General features: G+C 54.0%; 21 protein-coding genes and 7 pseudogenes. 19 read left to right on the top strand and 9 right to left on the bottom strand.

What is annotated here, in order from left to right; translation table 11 throughout:
* Positions 1 to 57 precede the first annotated feature (57 nt).
* The 4 genes from traX to ACLHV9_RS25965 all read left to right on the top strand — a co-directional run bounded on the left by traX (position 58) and on the right by ACLHV9_RS25965 (position 2,910).
* Positions 58 to 780, top strand: a complete 723-nt coding sequence (gene traX / locus ACLHV9_RS25980) for a type-F conjugative transfer system pilin acetylase TraX (protein ID WP_023332872.1) — start codon at positions 58 to 60, stop codon at positions 778 to 780.
* A 98-nt stretch (positions 781 to 878) separates the two neighbouring features.
* Positions 879 to 1,463 (top strand): fertility inhibition protein FinO, encoded by a 585-nt coding sequence (locus ACLHV9_RS25975; protein WP_023332873.1) that lies wholly within the window; start codon positions 879 to 881, stop codon positions 1,461 to 1,463.
* Between the two features lie 118 nt (positions 1,464 to 1,581).
* The gene (locus ACLHV9_RS25970) at positions 1,582 to 2,370 is read left to right on the top strand and encodes a DsbA family protein (RefSeq protein WP_023332874.1); all 789 of its coding nucleotides are present in this window, start codon (positions 1,582 to 1,584) and stop codon (positions 2,368 to 2,370) included.
* A gap of 3 nt (positions 2,371 to 2,373) precedes the next feature.
* On the top strand, positions 2,374 to 2,910 hold the full coding sequence (locus ACLHV9_RS25965) for a phospholipase D family protein (protein WP_001568070.1): 537 nt from the start codon (positions 2,374 to 2,376) through the stop codon (positions 2,908 to 2,910).
* Positions 2,911 to 3,021: 111 nt separating this feature from the next.
* On the opposite strand, the pseudogene ACLHV9_RS25960 reads toward ACLHV9_RS25965, so the two are convergent.
* Positions 3,022 to 3,456 (bottom strand): annotated as a pseudogene (locus ACLHV9_RS25960) (IS6-like element IS26 family transposase); the annotation flags it as partial.
* Between the two features lie 70 nt (positions 3,457 to 3,526).
* On the opposite strand from ACLHV9_RS25960, the gene ACLHV9_RS25955 reads away from it, so the two are divergent.
* From ACLHV9_RS25955 to ACLHV9_RS25935, 5 genes are all read left to right on the top strand, one after another.
* Positions 3,527 to 3,853, top strand: a complete 327-nt coding sequence (locus ACLHV9_RS25955) for a hypothetical protein (protein WP_003100858.1) — start codon at positions 3,527 to 3,529, stop codon at positions 3,851 to 3,853.
* The gene (locus tag ACLHV9_RS25950; protein WP_003100856.1) at positions 3,850 to 4,350 is read left to right on the top strand and encodes a hypothetical protein; all 501 of its coding nucleotides are present in this window, start codon (positions 3,850 to 3,852) and stop codon (positions 4,348 to 4,350) included. Before ACLHV9_RS25955 ends, ACLHV9_RS25950 begins: the two co-directional genes overlap by 4 nt.
* Positions 4,347 to 4,718 (top strand): hypothetical protein, encoded by a 372-nt coding sequence (locus ACLHV9_RS25945; RefSeq protein WP_003100853.1) that lies wholly within the window; start codon positions 4,347 to 4,349, stop codon positions 4,716 to 4,718. The genes ACLHV9_RS25950 and ACLHV9_RS25945 overlap by 4 nt, the downstream gene beginning before the upstream one ends.
* Entirely contained in the window at positions 4,712 to 5,269 is a 558-nt protein-coding gene (locus tag ACLHV9_RS25940; protein WP_003100847.1) for a recombinase family protein, read from the top strand. Before ACLHV9_RS25945 ends, ACLHV9_RS25940 begins: the two co-directional genes overlap by 7 nt.
* Positions 5,270 to 5,347: 78 nt before the next feature.
* Positions 5,348 to 6,352, top strand: a complete 1,005-nt coding sequence (locus ACLHV9_RS25935; RefSeq protein ID WP_000427623.1) for an IS110-like element IS4321 family transposase — start codon at positions 5,348 to 5,350, stop codon at positions 6,350 to 6,352.
* Positions 6,353 to 6,613: 261 nt separating this feature from the next.
* Here the strand turns inward: ACLHV9_RS25935 and ACLHV9_RS25930 are convergent.
* Positions 6,614 to 7,447 (bottom strand): annotated as a pseudogene (locus ACLHV9_RS25930) (IS4 family transposase); the annotation flags it as partial.
* Positions 7,448 to 7,764: 317 nt separating this feature from the next.
* Entirely contained in the window at positions 7,765 to 8,136 is a 372-nt protein-coding gene (locus ACLHV9_RS25925; protein ID WP_206805996.1) for a hypothetical protein, read from the bottom strand.
* Positions 8,137 to 8,292: 156 nt separating this feature from the next.
* Between ACLHV9_RS25925 and ACLHV9_RS25920 the strand changes: the two genes are divergently transcribed.
* A complete protein-coding gene (locus ACLHV9_RS25920; RefSeq protein WP_045892401.1) occupies positions 8,293 to 9,567 on the top strand; it encodes an IS4-like element ISApu2 family transposase in 1,275 nt (424 codons plus the stop codon).
* Here ACLHV9_RS25920 and ACLHV9_RS25915 read toward each other — a convergent pair.
* Both ACLHV9_RS25915 and ACLHV9_RS25910 read right to left on the bottom strand, forming a co-directional pair.
* Positions 9,548 to 12,473, bottom strand: a pseudogene (locus ACLHV9_RS25915) (Tn3-like element TnAs1 family transposase). The gene ACLHV9_RS25920 and the pseudogene ACLHV9_RS25915 sit on opposite strands and share 20 nt — an antisense overlap.
* A gap of 3 nt (positions 12,474 to 12,476) precedes the next feature.
* Positions 12,477 to 12,955 (bottom strand): annotated as a pseudogene (locus ACLHV9_RS25910) (recombinase family protein); the annotation flags it as partial.
* Positions 12,956 to 13,018: 63 nt separating this feature from the next.
* Between ACLHV9_RS25910 and ACLHV9_RS25905 the strand changes: the two are divergent.
* The 5 genes and pseudogenes from ACLHV9_RS25905 (at position 13,019) to ACLHV9_RS25885 (ending at position 17,054) form a co-directional block, all read left to right on the top strand.
* Positions 13,019 to 13,723: an IS6-like element IS26 family transposase gene (locus ACLHV9_RS25905; RefSeq protein WP_001067855.1), complete on the top strand. Its 705-nt coding sequence runs from the start codon at positions 13,019 to 13,021 to the stop codon at positions 13,721 to 13,723.
* Between the two features lie 52 nt (positions 13,724 to 13,775).
* Positions 13,776 to 14,468 (top strand): annotated as a pseudogene (locus tag ACLHV9_RS25900) (BCCT family transporter); the annotation flags it as partial.
* A 63-nt stretch (positions 14,469 to 14,531) separates the two neighbouring features.
* Positions 14,532 to 15,824 (top strand): DUF2254 domain-containing protein, encoded by a 1,293-nt coding sequence (locus ACLHV9_RS25895; protein ID WP_023304011.1) that lies wholly within the window; start codon positions 14,532 to 14,534, stop codon positions 15,822 to 15,824.
* A 40-nt stretch (positions 15,825 to 15,864) separates the two neighbouring features.
* Positions 15,865 to 16,845, top strand: a pseudogene (locus ACLHV9_RS25890) (IS5-like element ISKpn26 family transposase).
* On the top strand, positions 16,827 to 17,054 hold the full coding sequence (locus ACLHV9_RS25885; protein WP_306292279.1) for a hypothetical protein: 228 nt from the start codon (positions 16,827 to 16,829) through the stop codon (positions 17,052 to 17,054). The pseudogene ACLHV9_RS25890 and the gene ACLHV9_RS25885 overlap by 19 nt, the downstream one beginning before the upstream one ends.
* Here ACLHV9_RS25885 and ACLHV9_RS25880 read toward each other — a convergent pair.
* From ACLHV9_RS25880 to ACLHV9_RS25870, 3 genes and pseudogenes are all read right to left on the bottom strand, one after another.
* Positions 16,993 to 17,985 (bottom strand): hypothetical protein, encoded by a 993-nt coding sequence (locus tag ACLHV9_RS25880; RefSeq protein ID WP_166791864.1) that lies wholly within the window; start codon positions 17,983 to 17,985, stop codon positions 16,993 to 16,995. The two genes, ACLHV9_RS25885 and ACLHV9_RS25880, sit on opposite strands and share 62 nt — an antisense overlap.
* Before the next feature lie 48 nt (positions 17,986 to 18,033).
* Entirely contained in the window at positions 18,034 to 18,189 is a 156-nt protein-coding gene (locus ACLHV9_RS25875) for a hypothetical protein (RefSeq protein ID WP_000074143.1), read from the bottom strand.
* Positions 18,190 to 18,379: 190 nt separating this feature from the next.
* Positions 18,380 to 18,706, bottom strand: a pseudogene (locus ACLHV9_RS25870) (recombinase family protein); the annotation flags it as partial.
* On the opposite strand from ACLHV9_RS25870, the gene ACLHV9_RS25865 reads away from it, so the two are divergent.
* The 4 genes from ACLHV9_RS25865 (at position 18,689) to ACLHV9_RS25850 (ending at position 20,943) form a co-directional block, all read left to right on the top strand.
* Complete coding sequence (locus ACLHV9_RS25865) at positions 18,689 to 19,135, top strand: recombinase family protein (protein WP_370464783.1); 447 nt, start codon at positions 18,689 to 18,691, stop codon at positions 19,133 to 19,135. The pseudogene ACLHV9_RS25870 and the gene ACLHV9_RS25865 sit on opposite strands and share 18 nt — an antisense overlap.
* Positions 19,136 to 19,319: 184 nt before the next feature.
* Positions 19,320 to 19,877, top strand: a complete 558-nt coding sequence (locus ACLHV9_RS25860) for an OsmC family protein (RefSeq protein ID WP_000108589.1) — start codon at positions 19,320 to 19,322, stop codon at positions 19,875 to 19,877.
* Positions 19,878 to 20,018: 141 nt separating this feature from the next.
* Positions 20,019 to 20,600: a TetR/AcrR family transcriptional regulator gene (locus tag ACLHV9_RS25855; RefSeq protein ID WP_023304048.1), complete on the top strand. Its 582-nt coding sequence runs from the start codon at positions 20,019 to 20,021 to the stop codon at positions 20,598 to 20,600.
* A gap of 4 nt (positions 20,601 to 20,604) precedes the next feature.
* Positions 20,605 to 20,943, top strand: a complete 339-nt coding sequence (locus ACLHV9_RS25850; RefSeq protein WP_000888080.1) for a carboxymuconolactone decarboxylase family protein — start codon at positions 20,605 to 20,607, stop codon at positions 20,941 to 20,943.
* A gap of 29 nt (positions 20,944 to 20,972) precedes the next feature.
* Here ACLHV9_RS25850 and ACLHV9_RS25845 read toward each other — a convergent pair whose 3' ends face one another.
* Positions 20,973 to 21,302: a thioredoxin family protein gene (locus ACLHV9_RS25845; protein ID WP_008502229.1), complete on the bottom strand. Its 330-nt coding sequence runs from the start codon at positions 21,300 to 21,302 to the stop codon at positions 20,973 to 20,975.
* Positions 21,303 to 21,475: the final 173 nt, after the last annotated feature.

Here is a 21,475-nt window from a genome sequence, read left to right as displayed (position 1 = left end):
GGCATGTTCCCCGATTAAAATCGGGAAACCTGCCGGAGCGCTAAAAAGGAATATGATATGAGAGCACAGGGTACCTTTCTCAGCATGACGGACAGTTGGCTGCAACGCCTTTTGACCTGGACTCCCGGACAGACGGATATGATTAAAACCGTCGCTCTGGTACTGATGGTGATTGATCATACCGGTCTTCTACTGGCAGGAAACAATGAAGTCATGAGACTGCTGGGCCGCGGTTGCTTTCCGCTGTTCGGGCTTGTCTGGGGAATGAACCTGGCCCGGCACGCTGTCATTCGCCAGTCACAACTGAACCAACTCTGGTGCTGGGCGCTGATAGCTCAGGGGTCATTTATTCTGGTGGGGTATCCCTGGTATATGGGGAATATCCTCTTTACGTTCGCCGTTACCGGACAGGCGATGCGCTGGTTTAGCCTGAGAAGCCGCAACGATATGCTGCTGGCGCTCGCGATAGTGGTGGCCTGGTTACCGCTCTCCACTGACAGCTATGGTCTGGCCGGAGTATTCATGCTGATCAACAGTTACCGGCTTTGTCGTGCCACAGAGCCGGTGGAAAGAACAGGCTATGCTTTACTCTGGGCGGTCATGGTTTTGCTTATGAATATCCAGGATGCCGGGCAGGCCGTGGCGGGGTTGGCAATTGCACTTCTGGTCGTGGGAGTCTGCTCGGATATCGGGAAGCAGGTTAAGCGATTCTGGCCAGCGCATTTTTTTGTCCTGTTTTACACTATTCACCTTGCGGTGCTCGGTATTCTGGTCGGGTGACGGACAGAAAGTAGTCGGGCGACAGGCAGAAGGATGATCAGGCAGGCAACCTGGCGTATCTTACCCGCACAGTATTAACTGCAGGAAAACCTTAACCTATGACGGAAGATAAACGTCCCACTCTCAGCCTGAAACGAAAGCCGGGGGAGAAAACACCGGAATCCGGTGCTGATACAGCCCGTGTTGTCCGCCGTAAACAGGTGGTGAATGTGACCACCCCGCCGGCATGGAAAGTGAAGAAAGAGAAACTGGCCAGAAAAACGGAACCGGTGGCACCTGCTGCCCCCGTGTCGAAGACACCGGACAAACCGGAAAGGATCGTCCGTCCAGTTCGTTATCTTTGCCTGCCGGAGGTGCAGGATGCGATTGATACCCTGAAGGTGTGGTGGCCTGGGCTGTTCAAAGGGGAAGCGCCTCACCTGCTGGCCATCGGCATCCGGGAGGCCTTTTTTGAGGATATTGCCGAACGGGGAATACCGTTGTCCCATAAACAGGTCATTAAATGCCTGAAAAGTATTACACGGTCTGAACTTTACCTGTCATCGATGATCGCCGGTGCTGAACGAGTTGACTTACACGGTAACCCGGTGAGTGTCGTGACCCCGGATGAAGAAAAGTATGCTCAGCTGCGTCTTGAAAAACAGCGACAGCAACAGGCCAGAATTCAGAATGAAATCATTTAAATTGTATTAATTCTTTTTATTTAATCTGTATTCCCTTTTTAACTCTGCCCGCGTAATTGAATACGCTGGCAGAGTGATAATATCTGCACGTTACACTTTGTCATTGAAAAGGATATTTATGAAGCTTAAAACTGTTTTAGCAGCTCCGCTTATTACCGCCATGTTATTTAATTCCTTACCTTCATTTGCGAGCGACACGAGTTCTGCATTTACTCCCGAGCAGGAAAAGCGGATAGGCGAAATAGCCGCAGATTATATGCGTGCTCATCCGGAAATTCTTATCCAGATGAGTGAGTCATTACAGCAGGAACAACAGGAAAAACAGACCCGGGAATTGAAATCGGCCGCTATCGCACAACAGGCCCGGATAATGGCGGATAAGCGTATCCCCTCCTGGGGAGCAGAAGGCGGATCTGTCATGGTGGTCGAGTTCTTTGATTATCAGTGTATCTGGTGCAGTCGGCTGGCGCCTGAGCTGGAGAAGGTCATGAAGGCCAACACGAACGTGCGCTACTTCTTCATGGAGTGGCCGGTGTTTGGCAGCCGCTGGCCAGAATCTTTACTGGCAGCGAAAACCGGATTGCAGGTCTGGAAAGAAAAAGGCGAGGAGGCTTACCTCAAATATCACAATGGCATTTATAGCTCCGGACTTAATGAAGGAAAACTAACCCAGGATGCTATCGGGAAATATTCAGAAAATATGAAGTTCAGTAAAAACACGATCGATGAAATTAATTCCACGCTGACCGATATCAATGATATTGCCACCACCATTGGTTTGACCGGGACTCCGGGTATTGTCATCATGCCCGTTAAGGGGGCAACAGAAGATAATACGACGGTTTTCGCTGGAATGACTGAGGCTGAAAATATCCAGCAGGCGATTAATAAAGCGCAGGGGAAATAAAGAATGAAACGTTCAACAGTGTCTGGTCTCCTGGCGGTCTGTTTAATAGTTTCAGGTGGTGCAGTCGCTCAGCCAACGGTACAGGCAGGATTTTCACCCGAGGGTTCTGCGCTGCAGCTGGTGCTGAACACTATCGATACCGCACAGGAAAGTATTCGTCTGATGGGGTACAGCTTTACATCGCCGGAGGTCACCCGGGCGTTGATTCAGGCAAAACAGCGTGGGGTAGATGTGAAGGCTGTTCTTGACTGGAAAGCGAACAGTACAAAAGGCAGTGCTGGTGTGGCTGCAATGAATCTGCTGGTGAATGCCGGCATCCCGGTACGTACCGTCAGCCAGTTCAAAATCATGCATGACAAAGTCATCATCACTGACGGCCGTAACGTCGAAACAGGCTCGTTCAACTTCAGCCGGGCGGCGGCGCGCAGTAACTCCGAAAATGCTCTGGTCATCCGGGATTATCCTGTTCTGGCAAATACCTACCTGCAGCACTGGCAAACTCGTTGGGAGATGGGAAAAGACTGGAGTTCTTCGTATTAACCCCCTCGCTGAATAACCTGTTCATTGCGCCAACAAGGGCAGGTTATATAACAAAAAATGGCACTGTTGCAAAGTTAGCGATGAGGCAGCCTTTTGTCTTATTCAAAGGCCTTACATTTCAAAAACTCTGCTTACCAGGCGCATTTCGCCCAGGGGATCACCATAATAAAATGCTGAGGCCTGGCCTTTGCGTAGTGCACGCATCACCTCAATACCTTTGATGGTGGCGTAAGCCGTCTTCATGGATTTAAATCCCAGCGTGGCGCCGATTATCCGTTTCAGTTTGCCATGATCGCATTCAATCACGTTGTTCCGGTACTTAATCTGTCGGTGTTCAACGTCAGACGGGCACCGGCCTTCGCGTTTGAGCAGAGCAAGCGCGCGACCATAGGCGGGCGCTTTATCCGTGTTGATGAATCGCGGGATCTGCCACTTCTTCACGTTGTTGAGGATTTTACCCAGAAACCGGTATGCAGCTTTGCTGTTACGACGGGAGGAGAGATAAAAATCGACAGTGCGGCCCCGGCTGTCGACGGCCCGGTACAGATCCTGCCGATCAGGTCTTGACCATCGACGCCTGGGATCAGTCCTGAATGTTCTTGGAGACCACTACGTTATGAGCCGCAGCCGCCGCAAAACACCCATCGTCGGGCACACGACCTGCGGCAGCGAGCGCGAGGACAAGAAGCTCTGGCATCAGCGCTGGCGCACCCGTGAGCGCACGGCGCTGACCAGCGCGTCGCCCGAAGCCCTGAGCGCCCATCTGCCCCTGCTGGAAAACCAGGCCAGCAGCGTCTGGTCGATGGGCAAGGATGGCCGCTCCTACTGGCCCGTCAAGCGCCAGGCCGCCACGGCGGATCGCATCGCCAATCACAAGGGACGCAACCCGCAAGAACGCGCCTCCCTGAAAAAGCGCCTGCTGCGCAAGTGGATGAGCAAATGAAGCTCTCCTTCCATCAGCACATTGCGCTGTTCTGGATGATCGGTGCTCCGGGCGTCTTCGCGCCCGTGATCGAGAACGCCAAGCGGCCCGATGCCGGCGCCGTCATGGCGTGGGGTGTCGCGATCGTGGCGGTGATGATCCTCTTCACCCCTTTGCTGCTGCGCTGTCCACCATTCCGGCGCTGGTATGGCCGGACGGATGCGCTGTCGGAGCGGCAGCGCCAGGCGCTTGCCGAGCGCGGCCTGCGCCGCTACTACCAGACCGCTTTCGATGACGGCTACGTGCCCCGCGTGATGCCCTACGTGTGGCGCATCATCTGGACGGTCGGCGGGTTGATGGCTGTGACCGCCGTACTGCCTACCAACACCGGACGGCCAGCCTTCGATGCCTTGGTGGTCTTCTCGACCTGGTATCCGATAGGCGTGATGCTGCTGGTTTTCGCGTCGAGGCCCCTTGGCCGGTTGATTCGCCAAAGAGCACAGGAGCGGCGGAAATGAGCACGTCAACCATCGAGGCGCTGGCCAGCGCCTGGGCAAGGATTGCCGAGGAAGCGGAATTCCCCGCTGACTACGAGGGGACTGCCACACCACAAGCGCATCGGGCTAGCGAAGCTATTCAGGAGCAGATTCGGGAGCGCATCGTCGCCACCAACGACATGCGGCTGTTCAGCCTGCTGCACCTGCTGGGTCAGGCGTCGCTGCGCATGGAGCAAGCGCTGTGGCCGGAGGATTACGAGCGGATGACGCGCGAGGTTGAGGAAGCCCTGCGGCAAGCCACCGACGCCAACGCCAGATCGTACACCCACGAAGAAGTGATGCAGGCGATGCAGGAACGCATCGACCGGGCGCGAGACAAGCCATGTTGATTGGCTATGCGCGCGTCTCGACGCAGGATCAGAACCTGGAGCTGCAACGCGAAGCCTTGAGCAAGGCCGGATGTAAAAAGGTCTTCGAGGACAAGGTGAGTGGCACGCGGGCAGACCGGCCTGGCTTGGCCAAGACGCTCGAAATGCTGCGCGAAGGCGATACTTTGGTCGTCTGGAAGCTCGACCGGCTGGGCCGGTCGGTCAAGCAACTGGTCGATCTGGTCGGCGATCTGCACAAGCACGGTGTCCAGTTCAGGAGCCTCACCGACTCCATCGACACCGGCACACCATCCGGGCGGTTCTTCTTCCACGTCATGGCGAGCCTTGCCGAAATGGAGCGCGAGCTGACCGTCGAGCGCACCCGCGCCGGGCTGGAAGTCGCCAAGCAGCTCGGCCGCAAAGGCGGCCGCAAGCCGAAGATGACCGACAGCAAGATCGAGTCGGCCAAGAAGCTGCTGGCCAGCGGGGTGCCGCCCAAGGACGTGGCCAAGAACCTCGGCGTGTCCATTCCGACGCTGTACCGCTGGGTGCCAGCCTCCACGCACGCTTAGCGTGCTTTATTTAATGAGATGGTCACTCCCTCCTTCCCGGTACTATGCTGAGGACAGGCTTTCATTCGGAGAACTATCATGGAAAACATTGCGCTCATTGGTATCGATCTGGGTAAAAACTCTTTCCATATTCATTGCCAGGATCGTCGCGGGAAGGCTGTTTACCGTAAAAAATTTACCCGGCCAAAGTTGATCGAATTTTTGGCGACATGCCCCGCTACAACCATCGCAATGGAAGCCTGTGGCGGTTCTCACTTTATGGCACGCAAGTTGGAAGAGTTGGGGCATTCCCCAAAGCTGATATCACCACAATTTGTCCGCCCGTTCGTTAAAAGCAATAAAAACGACTTTGTCGACGCCGAAGCTATTTGTGAAGCTGCATCGCGTCCGTCTATGCGTTTTGTGCAGCCCAGAACGGAATCTCAGCAGGCAATGCGGGCTCTGCATCGTGTCCGTGAATCCCTGGTTCAGGATAAGGTAAAAACAACCAATCAAATGCATGCTTTTCTGCTGGAATTTGGCATTAGCGTTCCCCGAGGAGCTGCCGTTATTAGCCGACTGAGTACCATTCTTGAGGATAATAGTTTGCCTCTTTACCTCAGCCAGTTATTGCTGAAATTACAACAGCATTATCACTATCTTGTTGAGCAGATTAAAGATTTGGAATCCCAGTTGAAACGAAAGTTGGACGAAGATGAGGTTGGACAGCGCTTGCTGAGCATTCCCTGCGTCGGAACACTGACAGCGAGTACTATTTCAACTGAGATTGGCGACGGGAAGCAGTACGCCAGCAGCCGTGACTTTGCGGCGGCAACAGGGCTTGTACCTCGGCAGTACAGCACGGGAGGTAGGACGACATTGCTGGGAATTAGTAAGCGAGGTAATAAAAAGATCCGAACTTTGTTGGTTCAATGTGCCAGGGTATTCATACAAAAACTGGAACACCAGTCTGGCAAATTGGCCGATTGGGTCAGGGATTTACTGTGCCGGAAAAGCAACTTTGTCGTCACTTGTGCTCTGGCAAACAAGCTGGCCAGAATAGCCTGGGCCCTAACGGCACGACAGCAAACTTATGTAGCATAACGGCAGAAATACACCGGTTTAAAGAATTACTGATCTGGTTTTGCGAATACTGATATTGATGATACTAACGGCCCACCGGCCTGTTGAGGAACCTGTAAAACGGAAAGGCTCATTGAAGCCGTATATTTTCTGGAGGTTCATCAGGCGCGGAACTCATCAAGGCGCGGGAATAAAATCCCATTCAGACGCCGGATAGATTCAAGCAAGCCAACTTGTCGTCAAAATCGGTGTTGCAAAAACGGGAGTGACCATAGATTCCGTTTTCTGAGACGACCCCAACCAGCGCCGGATCAACCGGTACTCGACCTGGCCGGACTTCACCACCATATCCAGTACCTCGGCCCGACAGCGTCGCCGTCCGGCCTCTCTCAGAGATAGTCCCGCCAGCTTGGGTACTTCCCGTCCATCACCGCGCCAGGCTTGGATTATCTTGGGGTTCAGGCTTTTCGTGCCGCGCACCAGATAAAATCCGCCAGCGTCGTTCACCTGCTCAAACCAAGCCCTGTCAATGTAACCTGCGTCAGCCAGCAGCAGGCAGTTGGTCAGCGTGTGGGCTTCAGGCAGAAATTGCCGTTCCCCTGCGGTATCGGCAGACACACTCATGCACAACGGGCTCTGCTCCGACAGTGACATGGTCATATGGCACTCGATAGCTGCCGGACTGATGGTCTTGAACCGGCCGGGAAAATCAGCAGCAAGGCGCCGATGCACCGCAAAGGAGGTGCCATCGTGCAGTAACACCTGCTTGAACGCGCCGAGGGAGGCTGCTTTGAGTTGATGGTCGATACGCAAGGCGATGGCCCGCTCGACCAGGGCTTTCATAAACAGGGCAAAGCTCTCTTTGCGCAGCTGATTGTGAAACGGTTTGTAAGAAACCTGATGGGTGTTTACCAGTTGCAAGGCATTGAAATGGCGGTGTAAACCGGCAATGTCATTGACCTGGTCGCCTCCCATGGCCCGCAGCAGTGCAGGTACGAGCATGGCTGGGGTAATGGCACGCTGACGCAGACAAAACTTGCAGAGCCGAGCAATGCGCTCGAGTGCGGCGGGAGCCAAGAGTTGCTCCAGATAGTAATTAGCGTTGATAATAGTCATAGGCTTCGCGCGTGTTGATTTTGTTTGGCGATAAAATCAGATCACAAACGAAGCCTTTTTTATATCTATTTCAATTGGTTGCCGCTAAAGATCCTGTACATGAGTGAGGGTTATGGTGGCTATATGCTGGATATTGCTATTCAGATGACAGCCATATGGGGAAGATTACAGGCGCCTGAAATAACAGCAGAGTATGGAGTGACTACCACGGCTGGAGGTTGGCACGGGCTGATCCCCTCTCCCTTTGGGAGAGGGTTAGGGTGAGGGGAGCTGGCTGACCGGGTGTAGCAACCAGGCGGCATTACACCGCTGAATCTTCAGTTATTGAAATTCCACGCGATCGGCAGTTCGACGTCGAAGATAAGTGCATCCCCGTCGAGGCGAAAGGCCAGGCTGGTCTGGTGCTGGTCGTATTCGTTGATCATCAGGCAGCTCTCGGCGAAGTTGGACTCGTAGTTGATATGGGCCACTCCTTCACGGCCGTCAGCGAGTTCGATGCTGAGCACCCGCAGCGGGTTCTCCTGACTGAGGTTGACCCGGGTGTCCCCCACGTCCACCAGCCGTTCCAGCAGAGGGAAGAAATCTTGTCTGTGGGTCGTTATGGCCTGGGTGATGGCCTGCTCCAGCTCAGCCTGGGTGGCGAAGGGGCCGCCGAGTGGGTAGCGGGTCTGGATCCTTTCCTGAGTCATTGCGTTTCCTCCTGAACTGAGATGTGGCAACAGTTTGGCCGCTGCAGTGACCTGTCATGTACAGGATCTTTAGCTACAACCAATTGAAATAGATAGAAAAAAGGCTTCGTTTGTGATCTGATTTAATCGCAAAAAAAAACCGACACGCCCGAAGCCATGACTATTATAAATGCAACCCAGTACCTCAAGCAACTTCTTAGCTCTTCTGAACTCAACCGGATCGGTAAATTTACCGGTTTTTGTCAGCGACTCCGGGATATCCAGCCTGCGAGACTACTCCCGGCTCTGCTCTCAGGGCTTGGTTGCGACAAGGTGGATGGTATTGCTGGTTTGCATCGCCATTTCAATGCGTTGCAGCTCCATGATACTGACCAAATAGCGTATAAACCCTTTCACAACCAGTTACGCAAGCAGGGTTTTCCCTTGTTCATGCGCGCACTGGTTGAACGAGCCATCGCCTTACGCCTCAAGGAGTGTCTACCGGACGCCCACGGACTGGCAGGCTTTGAGCAGGTACTGCTGCAGGACGGGTCGTCATTCGCGTTACATCCGCAATTGGCAGAACATTTCCCGGGCCGATTCAATAAGCACAGCCCCGCTGCGGTAGAGTGTCATATGACCATGTCCTTGCTGGACCAGTCGCCGATATCGATGAGTATCACGGCGGATACCGAATCGGAGCGCAAGCATCTTCCGGCCGAAAATTCGTTAAATAACAAACTGTTATTGGCGGATGCCGGTTACATCAGCCGCGAGTACTTTGCTGATGTGACCAAAGCCAAAGGAAGCTATCTGGTCAGAGGGAGTCAAAATCTCAATCCCAAAGTACAGGCAGCTTACCGACAGGACGGCAGGGAAATGCCCAAGTTACTCGGAAAAAAGCTCAAGGATATCGATCGGAGAAGCTGCAGAGCCGAGGTTCTGGATCTGGATGTGAGTTCGGGAAAGTATAAATATCGACTCATAAGACGTTGGTTTGCAGAGGAAAAACGGTTCTGTATATGGATGACCAATCTTCCGCGTGAGCGATGGCCAGCCGAGAAGGTGATGGCATTGTATCGTTGCCGTTGGCAGATCGAACTGTTGTTCAAAGAGCTGAAATCACATAACCGGTTGAAGGCGTTCGCGACACGACAAAAAGCGATAGCGGAAGGCTTGATCTGGGCTAGTTTGCTGGCCTTGCTGGTCAAACGTCGGCTGGCGCTGACGCTGATTGGCAGCGCGGAGTTATCGATGCTGAAGATTGCCAAAAACAGCGCGCTTTGGTTAATGCCGATATTGGCGAGCATCATCCATGGTGCGTGGCAGGAAATAACAGAGAAGTTGGAGTGGGCAATGGTGTATTTATCCAAAAACGGCAAAAAGAGTAGGCAGAGAAAATCCAAGCAAAACAACACGTTAGACGGTATTATTAATTCGCTTGCCGCTTAAGGTTCTGTACATGATCGCCGGTTAGGTTGATGTGCTCCCAGCCCAGCGGCGACAGGAATTGCAGCAGCTCGCCGTCCACCGGCTTGCCGGCCTCGACCAACCCCTGGGTGGCGCGTTCCAGGTACACCGTGTTCCACAGCACGATAGCCGCCGTCACCAGGTTGAGGCCGCTGGCCCGGTAGCGCTGCTGCTCGAAGCTCCGATCCCTGATTTCCCCAAGGCGGTTGAAGAACACCGCCCTGGCCAGCGAGTTGCGCGCCTCACCTTTGTTCAGGCCGGCATGCACGCGGCGGCGCAGTTCAACACTTTGCAGCCAGTCCAGGATGAACAGCGTGCGCTCGATCCGGCCCAGCTCGCGCAGGGCCACGGCCAGTCCGTTCTGGCGCGGGTAGCTGCCGAGCTTGCGCAGCATCAGCGAGGCGGTGACGGTGCCCTGCTTGATCGAGCTGGCCAGGCGCAGGATGTCGTCCCAGTGGGCACGCACGTGCTTGATGTTCAGGGTGCCGCCGATCAGCGGGCGCAACGTCGGGTAGGCTTGCACGCCCTGCGGCACGTACAGCTTGGTTTCGCCGAGGTCGCGGATGCGCGGCGCGAAGCGGAAGCCTAGCAGGTGCATCAGGGCAAAGACGTGATCGGTGAAGCCGGCCGTGTCGGTGTAGTGCTCCTCGATCCGCAGGTCGGACTCGTGGTACAGCAGGCCGTCGAGCACATAGGTGGAATCGCGGACGCCGACATTCACCACGCGGGTGCTGAACGGCGCGTACTGGTCGGAGATATGGGTATAGAACAGCCGTCCCGGCTCGCTACCGTACTTCGGGTTGACGTGCCCGGTGCTCGCCCCGGCCACCCGCGCGGAAGCGCTGGCCATCGGAGGATGAGGTCGTGCCGTCGCCCCAGTGGGCGGCAAAGGCGTGGCGATACTGGTGGTTGACCAGCTCGGCCAAGGCCGCCGAATAGGTTTCGTCGCGGATGTGCCAGGCTTGCAGCCAGGACAGCTTGGCGTAGGTCAGGCCGGGGCTCGACTCGGCCATCTTGGTCAGCCCGAGGTTGATCGCATCACCGAGGATTGCGGACAGCAGCAACGTCCTGTCTTTGGCCTCGGCCCCGTCCTTCAAGTGGGTGAAGTGGCGGCTGAAGCCCGTCCAGTCGTCCACGTCCATCAGCAGTTCGGTGATCTTGATGCGCGGCAGTAACTGGCTGGTTTGGTCGATCAGCGCCTGCGCCCGATCCGGCACCGCCGCATCCAGCGGGGTGATTTTCAGCCCTGACTCGGTGAGGATGGCATCGGGCAGCTCGTTGTCCTTGGCCAGGCGGGTGACGGTGGCCAACTGCTCGTCCAGCAGCTGCAAACGCTCTTCCAGGTACTGGTCGCTGTTCGGGTTGATCGCCAGGGGCAGGGCCTGCTCGCGCTTGAGTGCGGCGAACTTCTCGGCCGGCAGCAGGTAGTCGTCGAAGTCGCGGAACTGCCGCGAGCCCTTGACCCAGATGTCGCCGGAGCGCAGGGCGTTCTTCAGCTCGGACAGGGCGCAGATTTCGTAGAATTTCCGGTCGAGGCCTTCCGGGGTGATCACCAGCGGCTTCCAGCGCGGCTTGATGAAGGCCGTGGGTGCATCGGCCGGCACCTTGCGCAGGTTGTCGGCGTTCATCTCACGCAGGGTCTGCACGGCTGCCAGCACGCCTTGCGCGGCCGGCGCGGCGCGCAGTTCCAGCACCTCCAGCAAGGCCGGCGTGTAACGGCGCAGGGTGGCGAAGTTCTCGCCGACCAGGTGCAGGTGGTCGAAGCCTTCCGGCCGGGCCAGCAGCTCGGCCTCGCTGACGCTCTCGGTGAACTCGTCCCAGGGAATCACCGCCTCGATGGCGGCATAGGGGTCGCTGCCGCTTTCCTTCGCTTCCAGCAGCGCCTGGCCGATCCTGGAGTACAGGCGCACCTTGTCGTTGATCGCCTTGCCCTGCTTCTGGAACTGCTGCTGATGCTTGTGCTTCGCGCCGCTGAACAGCTTGACCAGGATGCGGTCATGCAGATCGACCAGCTCATCGATCACGGTCGCGGTGCTCTCCAGCACCACGGCGGCCAGGGTCGCGTAGCGGCGCTGCGGCTCGAACTTACCGAGGTCTTTGGGCGTCATCTGCCCACCCTCGCGGGCCAGCTTGAGCAGGCGGTTCTGGTGGATGTGCCGGCCCAGGCCTTCGGGCAAGTCCACCAACTGAAATGTCTTCAGCCGCTCGATGTGTTCCAGCATGTGCCGAGAGTTGGGTTTCAGCGGTGCCTGGCGCAGCCAGGTCAACCAGGTGATGCTGCTGCCGGCCTTGAGCTTCAACAGCTCGTCCAGCTTGGCCCGATGCGAGTCCGTGAGTGGTTCGACCAGGGCGCGGTAGACCCGCCGATTGGCTCGCGCAATGGCTTCCGAGCAGGCCCGGTCAATCACGCTCAGCGCCGGCAGGATGCGTCGTTTCTGCCGTAGGCTCTCCAGGGCCTGACCGGCCAGCAGCAAGCCTTTGTCGGTCTGCTGGGCCAGCTCGGTTAGCTCGCGCACCAGGGCGCGGAAGTCGGACAGGCCGAACGGGGCCAGTTGCAGGTAGGTGCGCAGTTCCTGGGCATGCTCGCGACGGGTCACGTCGCGCTCGCCGTACTTTGCCCAGCTCGCCGGCTCGGCCTGGACTTGCTTCGCCACCCACAGGATGACCGGCTCGGGCAGCTCGCTGTCGGTTCCCAGCGCGTAACCGGGGTAGCGCAGCAGGCAGAGCTGCACGGCGAAGCCGAGGCGGTTGGCGTCGCCGCGTCGCTGGCGGATCAGCGACAGGTCGGAGTCGTTGAAGGTGTAGTAGCGGATCAGGTCATCCTGGCTTTCCGGCAGCGCAAGCAGGGTGTCCCGCTCCGTGGCCGAGAGGATCAAGCGACGCGGCATGTGTCAGTCGTCCGTGCGGAGGTACTGGTAGAGGGTTTCCCGGCTGATGTTGAACTCGCGGGCAAGCTGCGCCTTGGGCTCGCCGGCCGTCGCTCGCTGCCGCAGGGTAGCAGCCTGCTCATCGGACAGGGCTTTCTTGCGGCCCCGGTACGCGCCACGCGCTGCTTGGCCAAGGCGATGCCCTCACGCTGCCGCTCGCGGATCAGGGCGCGCTCGAACTCAGCGAAGGCCCCCATCACCGACAGCATCAGGTTGGCCATCGGCGAGTCCTCGCCAGTGAACACCAGGCCCTCCTTCAGGAACTCGATGCGCACGCCGCGCTGAGTCAGCTTCTGTACCAAGCGACGCAGGTCATCGAGGTTGCGGGCCAGCCGATCCATGCTGTGCACCACCACTGTATCGCCTTCGCGGACGAAGCTCAGCAGCGCTTCGAGCTGGGGGCGCTGGGTGTCCTTGCCCGATGCCTTGTCGGTGAACACCTTGCGGCACTGTTGCAAATAGTCGGTGGTGATAAACTTATCATCCCCTTGCTGATGGAGCTGCACATGAACCCATTCAAAGGCCGGCATTTTCAGCGTGACATCATTCTGTGGGCCGTACGCTGGTACTGCAAATACGGCATCAGTTACCGTGAGCTGCAGGAGATGCTGGCTGAACGCGGAGTGAATGTCGATCACTCCACGATTTACCGCTGGGTTCAGCGTTATGCGCCTGAAATGGAAAAACGGCTGCGCTGGTACTGGCGTAACCCTTCCGATCTTTGCCCGTGGCACATGGATGAAACCTACGTGAAGGTCAATGGCCGCTGGGCGTATCTGTACCGGGCCGTCGACAGCCGGGGCCGCACTGTCGATTTTTATCTCTCCTCCCGTCGTAACAGCAAAGCTGCATACCGGTTTCTGGGTAAAATCCTCAACAACGTGAAGAAGTGGCAGATCCCGCGATTCATCAACACGGATAAAGCGCCCGCCTATGGTCGCGCGCTTGCTCTGCTCAAACGCGAAGGCCGGTGCCCGTCTGACGTTGAACACCGACAGATTAAGTACCGGAACAACGTGATTGAATGCGATCATGGCAAACTGAAACGGATAATCGGCGCCACGCTGGGATTTAAATCCATGAAGACGGCTTACGCCACCATCAAAGGTATTGAGGTGATGCGTGCACTACGCAAAGGCCAGGCCTCAGCATTTTATTATGGTGATCCCCTGGGCGAAATGCGCCTGGTAAGCAGAGTTTTTGAAATGTAAGGCCTTTGAATAAGACAAAAGGCTGCCTCATCGCTAACTTTGCAACAGTGCCGTTGATACGCTGGCATCGGGTGGCGTCGCTCACACGCCTGTATGGCAGCGAATTTTCTGGGCCTCGCTCATAGGGATTGTGGCAATCGCACTGCTGATTGCGGGGGGACTGAGCGCGCTGCAAACCGTGACAATAGCGAGCGCATTACCTTTCTCAGTGATTTTACTGATATCCATATACGGATTATTAAAAGCCCTGCGTCGGGATTTGACCAAGCGTGAAAGCCTGAGCATGGCGACTATTGCTCCGACTGCAGCGCGTAACCCGATTCCATGGCAGAGACGCTTGCGCAATATCGCTTATCTGCCAAAGCGCTCTCTTGTGAAACGCTTTATGGGCGACGTTATCCAGCCCGCCATGACGCTGGTTCAGGAAGAACTGAATAAACAGGGAACGATAAGCCATATAAGTGATACTGATGACGAACGAATTCGGCTTGAAGTCGATTTGGGCAATGAGCTGAACTTTATTTATGAAGTGAGACTTCGTGGCTATAACTCACCGGCTTTCGCCATGGCTGCAATGGACAATGACGAGCAGCAGGTTGAGCAACATCGATATTATCGCGCTGAGGTCTATCTGAAAGAAGGCGGTCAAAACTATGATGTGATGGGCTGGAATCAGGAACAGCTGATTAATGACATACTGGACCAGTACGAAAAACACCTGCACTTCCTGCACCTCGTTCGTTAATACAAAAATGCCGTCCTGCCGGGCGGCATTTATTTTCCCGAACTTAATACAAGGATATGCTGAATGATTTTACGCTGGCAATGGATTCTCAGGCAGACACTTAAAAAACTATGGTTCAGGGCAACGTTATTTGCAATGGTAGCAATAATAACGGCCCTTTTATCTATTCTTTTTAGATCAATGATCCCAGAGTCAGTATCAGTGAAGGTTGGTGCGGAAGCAGTTGATAATATTCTGAACATACTGGCATCGAGTATGCTGGCGGTGACCACATTTTCACTGAGTATCATGGTCACCGCTTACGGTTCAGCCACTACTAATGTGACGCCCAGAGCCACGCGTTTAGTTGTAGAAGACGTAACCACACAAAATGTACTGGCCACTTTTATCGGTTCTTTTCTCTTCAGCCTGGTAGGGATTATTGCCCTCAATATGGGAGCCTACGGAGAAAGGGGTAGAGTCATTTTATTCATTGTAACACTGGTTGTCATTGCCTTAATAATCATCACATTGCTTCGCTGGATACAGCATTTGACCTCTCTGGGCAGGGTAGGTGAGACAACAGCAAAAGTAGAACAGGCGGCGATCGAGACATTTATTGCGAGAGCAAAAAGTCCATGTCTTGGCGGATATCCATGGCTTGAGAACAATGAACAACCAAAAGGAACTGTTGCCGTATATCCGGAGAAAATTGGCTATGTTGAATATATTGACATGGTCAAGCTCGGCAGTCTGCTGAGCAATGATCCTCGTCATGTATATCTTGTGGCGCAGCCAGGCAGTTTCATACATCCATCGATGCCAGTTTTGTACCTGAGTTCTGGTCAGGAGTCATCAATCTGTACCGATTTACTTGAAACGATCATTGTCTCGGATGTGCGTTCATTTGCTCAGGATCCCCGATTCTGTCTCAGCGTCATGGCCGAAATAGCCTGCAGGGCCCTTTCGCCCGCAGTAAACGATCCCGGTACTGCGATTGATGTCATTGGCAGAGGTGTTCGAATACTCTCCGCTTACGCGCAGAATAAAATAGATGAAACTGAAGTGATATATCCTTCAGTACATGTTGCGCCACTTCAGATCAAAGACCTACTGGAAGACTTTTTCTTACCTGTTGCACGTGATGGTGCGAGTATGAGGGAGATTCAGATAAGAGTCCTTAAAGGACTGTCTATGCTGAGTAAGGGTTGGCCTGGGATGTTTGCTGAAGCCGCACATATACTGGCATCTGAAACATTAGAGCATGCAACTCGTACTGGTCATATAGCCCATGACGAATATCTTATAAAATCAATTTATTATAATTTATTCAGTGGCGAAAATCCTAAGGAAGGTGCGAACAAGTTCCTGATATGAGATCATCATATTCATCCGGAGCGCATCCCAGAGGGACATCATGAGCCATCAACTCACCTTCGCCGATAGTGAATTCAGCACTAAGCGCCGTCAGACCCGAAAAGAGATTTTCCTCTCCCGCATGGAGCAGATTCTGCCATGGCAGAATATGACCGCTGTCATCGAGCCGTTTTATCCCAAGGCGGGCAATGGCCGACGGCCCTATCCGCTGGAGACCATGCTGCGTATTCACTGCATGCAGCATTGGTACAACCTGAGCGACGGTGCCATGGAAGATGCCCTGTACGAAATCGCCTCCATGCGCCTGTTTGCCCGATTATCCCTGGATAGCGCCCTGCCGGATCGCACCACCATCATGAATTTCCGCCACCTGCTCGAGCAGCATCAACTGGCCCGTCAATTGTTCAAGACCATCAATCGCTGGCTGGCCGAAGCAGGCGTCATGATGACCCAAGGCACTTTGGTGGATGCCACCATCATTGAGGCACCCAACTCTACCAAGAACAAAGAGCAGCAACGCGATCCGGAGATGCATCAGACCAAGAAAGGCAATCAGTGGCACTTTGGCATGAAGGCCCACATTGGTGTCGATGCCAAGAGTGGCCTGACCCACAGCCTGGTCACCACCGCGGCCAACGAGCATGACCTCAATCAGCTGGGTAATCTGCTTCATGGAGAGGAGCAATTTGTCTCAGCCGATGCCGGCTACCAAGGAGCGCTACAGCGCGAGTAGCTGGCCGAGGTGGATGTGGACTGGCTGATCGCCGAGCGTCCCGGCAAGGTAAAAACCTTGAAGCAGCATCCGCGCAAGAACAAAACGGCCATCAACATCGAATACATGAAAGCCAGCATCCGTGCCAGGGTGGAGCACCCGTTTCGCATCATCAAGTGGCAGTTCGGCTTCGTGAAAGCCAGATACAAGGGGCTGCTGAAAAACGATAACCAACTGGCGATGTTATTCACCCTGGCCAACCTGTTTCGGGTGGACCAAATGATACGTCAGTGGGAGAGATCTCAGTAAAAACCGGAAATAACGCCAGAAATGGTGGAAAAAATAGCCTAAATAGGCTGATTCGATGTGTTTGCGGGAAAAAAATCGGCCCAGATCCGCGAAATTTTAATCAACGAGTCAGCTTGGGAAGACATGACCTGCTTATTCGCACCTTCCCTAATCATCACGGCGATTACGTTCAAATCCCCTGCGCCCTCTTGCTGCCCATTCAGCATTGAGTACCACGTAACGCTCCCAGCGTTCACGCAGCTGTGCGAGCTTTAGCGGTAATTCTTTGGTGACAAAGGCTTCCGGTATTTCAAAGTCATCAAGATGCCCTTCCAGGTATGCATGTACGCCTTCCAACACATCAATCAGAGTGATGTTGTTACTTTGTTGCCCTTCAAGAAGCGGCCCCTGCCAGCTATGCCAGAAGGCCTGATGGCGCAGACAGCTTTCGTCATTCGCGAGCCACCACAAATCCATAAAGATTCCTCGTGCAACTTTGAACGGCTGTTCATCAAACTGTTCGATGAGAAAGAAATAACACGGGATCTTGAGCGCGTTAATACGCGCAATTTCAATTTCAGCATCACGGCGCAAGGCAATCAGATTGCTAAAGCGCGAGCGCATACAGGCGACAGGGTTCAACACCCTTACCTTTTCATTCATTTCAGGCATACCGGGGCCGGTTGCTTCTACATAAAACGGGGCGGTATACAGGTAAAGCTTTTCCCCCAGAAAATCAGAACGGTCAAAGCCTCCGGGTCGGTCGATAATATCCACCACATTTGGCTCGTCAGGCGCATCCGGTACGGCAAATAAGCGTCCATCATCCCGTTTGATATCGTGTGTGTCCTGATCGATAAGCATAAACTGTCCAAGGGATGGGGGCTGGCCGTCTTTGTTCTCCCACGTCTTAACGTTGAGCGTTTTTGCTATAGCCGCAATATCATCTTTCCGGGCGCTGTAGTCGCAGTCAACAGAAGTGGTGAGACGCTCATCAGGCAATCTGTCGCCATATTGTGCATGATAATAGGATATCCAGTATTGCACAGCCTGACCGCCAACTGTGATAACGGCATGTTTGAACTGGTCAGCGTTGCAGATCAGCTGCTGATTTAGCAGGTACATCTGCTCATAGGGGGGAATAACGTCTTGAACAGGCATAAAAAAACCATCAGCGAATGATGGTTTATTGTGCCTCAAAGTTCAGGATCAGGCAAAAGCGATAGTATGAGAGAATTTGCTACTGGCTGACTTACTGAAGCGGCTTTTCACGGCAGGTTTGTAACCGGCACGACCACGCAAAACCTGCACCGCTACGGCTTCGTAGCGTTCATGCTGCTTTTGTTTAGCTTGTGCTGGAGACATAATTTTGTACCTGACGGTAGTTATAAACAAATAAGTTGCAGTAACTATACGTCACGAATCTACGTCACGCAATAGTGTACTATTGTTGCAACTTCGATGTACTTCCAGATTACAAAGTAAGTCCTGATCTCTTAGCAAATGTGGTGAACAGAATTGCCATTCCTTCAGCGGATTGTGTCGGGGGTGGATGTCAATCTGGTAACTCCGGGCTGACTGCATCGCCACGCAGGCGCATGATGGTTTGTCGTGAGGTCCCAAACTCGCGGGCAATGGCGCTGATACTGGCACCTGCTTTCAGTTGTTCAAGCGCTGCCTGCCGCTGTTCCTGGTTAAGCGCCGGCGGCCGGCCAAACCGTTTGCCTGCTGCCCTAGCCCTTGCCAGGCCGGAATGCGTGCGTTCAATCAGCAGGTCCTTTTCAAACTCAGCCACAGCCGAAATGACCTGCATGGTCATCTTTCCGGCCGCGCTGGTGAGGTCCACGCCACCCAGCGCGAGGCAGTGTACGCGAATACCGGATTTATCCGGTTGCTAGATCGCATGGAAAATGGGGATGTACTGATTGTCACCAAACTTGACCGTCTGGGTCGTAATGCGATGGATATCCGAAAAACAGTAGAGCAACTGGCGGCTTTAGATATTCGCGTTCATTGTCTCGCACTCGGAGGCGTTGACTTGACCAGTCCGGCCGGAAAAATGACTATGCAGGTAATTTCTGCTGTAGCGGAGTTTGAGCGGGATTTGCTGCTTGAGCGAACGCATTCAGGTATTGCGAGGGCAAAAGCGGCTGGAAAACGCTTCGGTCGCCCTCCCATCCTGAGCGAGGAACAAAAGCAAACAGTGACAGAGCGCCTAAATGCTGGCATCAGTATCAGTGCTATTGCCCGGGAATTTAATACCACCCGCCAGACTATCCTTCGGGTAAAGGCTGGATTGCTGCAAGAGTGAGCGGCTGGGAAGATTATAAAAAAATCAAATGGTTATTATGAAATAAAACAGCCTTCTGGGTTCTTTTCCCCCTATTTTTTATAAAAGAGTAGACAAAAGAGGTTCGCGATATTAACCTACCAACTAGATGGTTGGCACTGATTACACCAGCTATAACTTTTATCAAGAAATTACAGGAGCCATTATGTCTACTACCGTTAAACCTTCTGCAGACGCAGCTGCGATCCACAATACCCGTGAAGCAGTTCGCAGCCAGCCTGGCCTGGGTAACCTGACTTTCCAGATGAAAGCCCGTTCCAGCGGCGGATTAACCGTTCGCACAGAGACCGGCGCCACAATCCAGAACGGCGTTATCGATACCAGCCGCGTGGGGAAATTTTCTAATATCGGTGATGAACCCGCAGGTTTACTCGGCACCGATACCGGCATGAGCCCGACTGAATACATCATGCAGGCGCTGGCTGGCTGTTATACCGCCACCCTCACCATGATGGCTGCTGAAAAAGGGATCGACCTGGACGGTATCGAGCTGGATCTTAATTTCGATATCAACCTCAACGGCTTCCTTGGGCTGGACAGCAACGTGCGTAAAGGTGCGAAATCTATTCGCGTCGATGTTCACCTTACGAGCAAGACCGCCAGTCGCGAGGAGTTAGAAGCGCTGGTCAGCGAAATGCAAAAGAATTCGCCAATCCACGATACTCTGGCTAATCCGGTTGAAATGATTACACGCCTGGCGTGATGTCAGAGATGTAATGCTGCCATTCAGAATGCAGGATGGCAGTGACGTTCAGCTCTGCACGATACTGAGTCAGTGATACAACTTGCTACGGAAAAATAGCAACAATATAATCTATCAACTAGTAGATTATATGGAGTAATTATGACAACCATGACACGGGAACGGCTGCTCAGCGAAGCAGAACACCTGATGCGCGAAAAAGGGTATTCAGCATTCAGCTATGCTGATTTATCAAAAATAGTGGGTATCACCAAGGCCAGTATTCATCACCATTTCCCGACCAAAGATATTCTGGGTGAGCAGGTGGTAATACAGGCGTTCTCTGATACGCAACGCGTATTTGAGCAGATAGAGGCTACTGAGAAAAGCGCGGAGAAAAGAATTGCGGCCTACATCGATATCTTCGCGCAAAGCCATAAAGCTTCACTACTGCCACTGTGTTGTGCGTTGTCAGCAGAGACCGCCAATCTGCCTCAGGCAATTACTGTACAGACATCACTTTATTTCGATATGCAAATCGAGTGGCTCACAAAAGTCGTCAGGGCGGGCATGGAGTCAGGTGAGTTTTCATCCCATGCCGAACCATCAGATATTGCTTTGATGATCATTAATGTCTGTGAAGGCTCAAGCGTAGTGGCGCATGCAACGGCCAGACCCGAAGTCTTCACCAACAGCCTTAAGTATATAAAACTGCTTCTTAATACCCCACATTCAGGAGAATGACACTATGCTGGACTGGAACAACTATCGCTCAGAGTTAATGCAACGTTTAGGCGAGTTGGGCAAACTGACCCCCGAGACCATGAAAGGCGTGGTTGCCCTGGGCAACGCAGGTAACAAAACTGACCTTTTAGGCGCAAAAGTGCGTGAACTCATTGCCCTGGCGTGCGCAGTCACAACTCGCTGCGACGGCTGCATTGCTTTTCACGCCGACGCCGCTGTGAAAGCCGGTGCAACCGACGCTGAAATTGCTGAAGCGCTGGGCGTGGCGATTAACCTCAACGCTGGCGCTGCGGTCATTTATTCAGCCCGCACTCTGGATGCCGTCGGTCAGGCACGCGGTTAAGCATTAATAAATTCCACGTTAAAAGGGCATTACTGCCCTTTTTTTATGTCCGCAATCGCCTGAGCATATACCGATGCAGGTTTCACACCCGGTATGCGTTTAACTAATTGCCCTTCATGAAATATCAGCACAGACGGCAGCCCCCAGATCTCGTATTTGGTTGTCAGCACCGGCGCCTGATCTACATTGACTTTCCCCACCTGAATATCTCCATCGAGCCGGTCTGCAAACTGACTGAACATTTCTTCGCTGGCCTGACAGGGCGGACACCAGGGTGCAGAGAAACGTACCACCGATATTCCTTTGTACTGCTCTATCTGGCGGAAATTATCTTCGTTATAAGCTGTTAATGTACGCATGGTGATGACCTCGCAAAATGAGTGACAATTCAGAAATGGCTGCGTTATGACAAAAAAATACGGCACACCCGTTGACCTACCTACTAGATGGTTGGTATATTGCCATCCATCAGATGTTTATGCAACTCCAGTGCGCGACGTCCGGTCGATGATACTTCCGGGTTGTGCAAATC

Source organism: Enterobacter sp. CPE_E890 (genome assembly GCF_046521475.1).
In the GTDB taxonomy this organism is placed as follows: domain Bacteria; phylum Pseudomonadota; class Gammaproteobacteria; order Enterobacterales; family Enterobacteriaceae; genus Enterobacter; species Enterobacter adelaidei.
Note: the sequence above shows the minus strand (reverse complement) of the source record. Positions and strands in the feature narration are given on the sequence as shown.

Excerpts from the sequence above, each read along its gene's own strand:
- traX (WP_023332872.1), top strand. The coding sequence starts at position 58 with ATGAGAGCACAGGGTACCTTTCTCAGCATGACGGACAGTTGGCTGCAA.
- ACLHV9_RS25975 (WP_023332873.1), top strand. The coding sequence starts at position 879 with ATGACGGAAGATAAACGTCCCACTCTCAGCCTGAAACGAAAGCCGGGG.
- ACLHV9_RS25970 (WP_023332874.1), top strand. The coding sequence starts at position 1,582 with ATGAAGCTTAAAACTGTTTTAGCAGCTCCGCTTATTACCGCCATGTTA.
- ACLHV9_RS25965 (WP_001568070.1), top strand. The coding sequence starts at position 2,374 with ATGAAACGTTCAACAGTGTCTGGTCTCCTGGCGGTCTGTTTAATAGTT.
- ACLHV9_RS25955 (WP_003100858.1), top strand. The coding sequence starts at position 3,527 with ATGAGCCGCAGCCGCCGCAAAACACCCATCGTCGGGCACACGACCTGC.
- ACLHV9_RS25950 (WP_003100856.1), top strand. The coding sequence starts at position 3,850 with ATGAAGCTCTCCTTCCATCAGCACATTGCGCTGTTCTGGATGATCGGT.
- ACLHV9_RS25945 (WP_003100853.1), top strand. The coding sequence starts at position 4,347 with ATGAGCACGTCAACCATCGAGGCGCTGGCCAGCGCCTGGGCAAGGATT.
- ACLHV9_RS25940 (WP_003100847.1), top strand. The coding sequence starts at position 4,712 with ATGTTGATTGGCTATGCGCGCGTCTCGACGCAGGATCAGAACCTGGAG.
- ACLHV9_RS25935 (WP_000427623.1), top strand. The coding sequence starts at position 5,348 with ATGGAAAACATTGCGCTCATTGGTATCGATCTGGGTAAAAACTCTTTC.
- ACLHV9_RS25925 (WP_206805996.1), bottom strand. The coding sequence starts at position 8,136 with ATGACTCAGGAAAGGATCCAGACCCGCTACCCACTCGGCGGCCCCTTC.
- ACLHV9_RS25920 (WP_045892401.1), top strand. The coding sequence starts at position 8,293 with ATGACTATTATAAATGCAACCCAGTACCTCAAGCAACTTCTTAGCTCT.
- ACLHV9_RS25905 (WP_001067855.1), top strand. The coding sequence starts at position 13,019 with ATGAACCCATTCAAAGGCCGGCATTTTCAGCGTGACATCATTCTGTGG.
- ACLHV9_RS25895 (WP_023304011.1), top strand. The coding sequence starts at position 14,532 with ATGATTTTACGCTGGCAATGGATTCTCAGGCAGACACTTAAAAAACTA.
- ACLHV9_RS25880 (WP_166791864.1), bottom strand. The coding sequence starts at position 17,985 with ATGCCTGTTCAAGACGTTATTCCCCCCTATGAGCAGATGTACCTGCTA.
- ACLHV9_RS25875 (WP_000074143.1), bottom strand. The coding sequence starts at position 18,189 with ATGTCTCCAGCACAAGCTAAACAAAAGCAGCATGAACGCTACGAAGCC.
- ACLHV9_RS25860 (WP_000108589.1), top strand. The coding sequence starts at position 19,320 with ATGTCTACTACCGTTAAACCTTCTGCAGACGCAGCTGCGATCCACAAT.
- ACLHV9_RS25855 (WP_023304048.1), top strand. The coding sequence starts at position 20,019 with ATGACAACCATGACACGGGAACGGCTGCTCAGCGAAGCAGAACACCTG.
- ACLHV9_RS25850 (WP_000888080.1), top strand. The coding sequence starts at position 20,605 with ATGCTGGACTGGAACAACTATCGCTCAGAGTTAATGCAACGTTTAGGC.
- ACLHV9_RS25845 (WP_008502229.1), bottom strand. The coding sequence starts at position 21,302 with ATGCGTACATTAACAGCTTATAACGAAGATAATTTCCGCCAGATAGAG.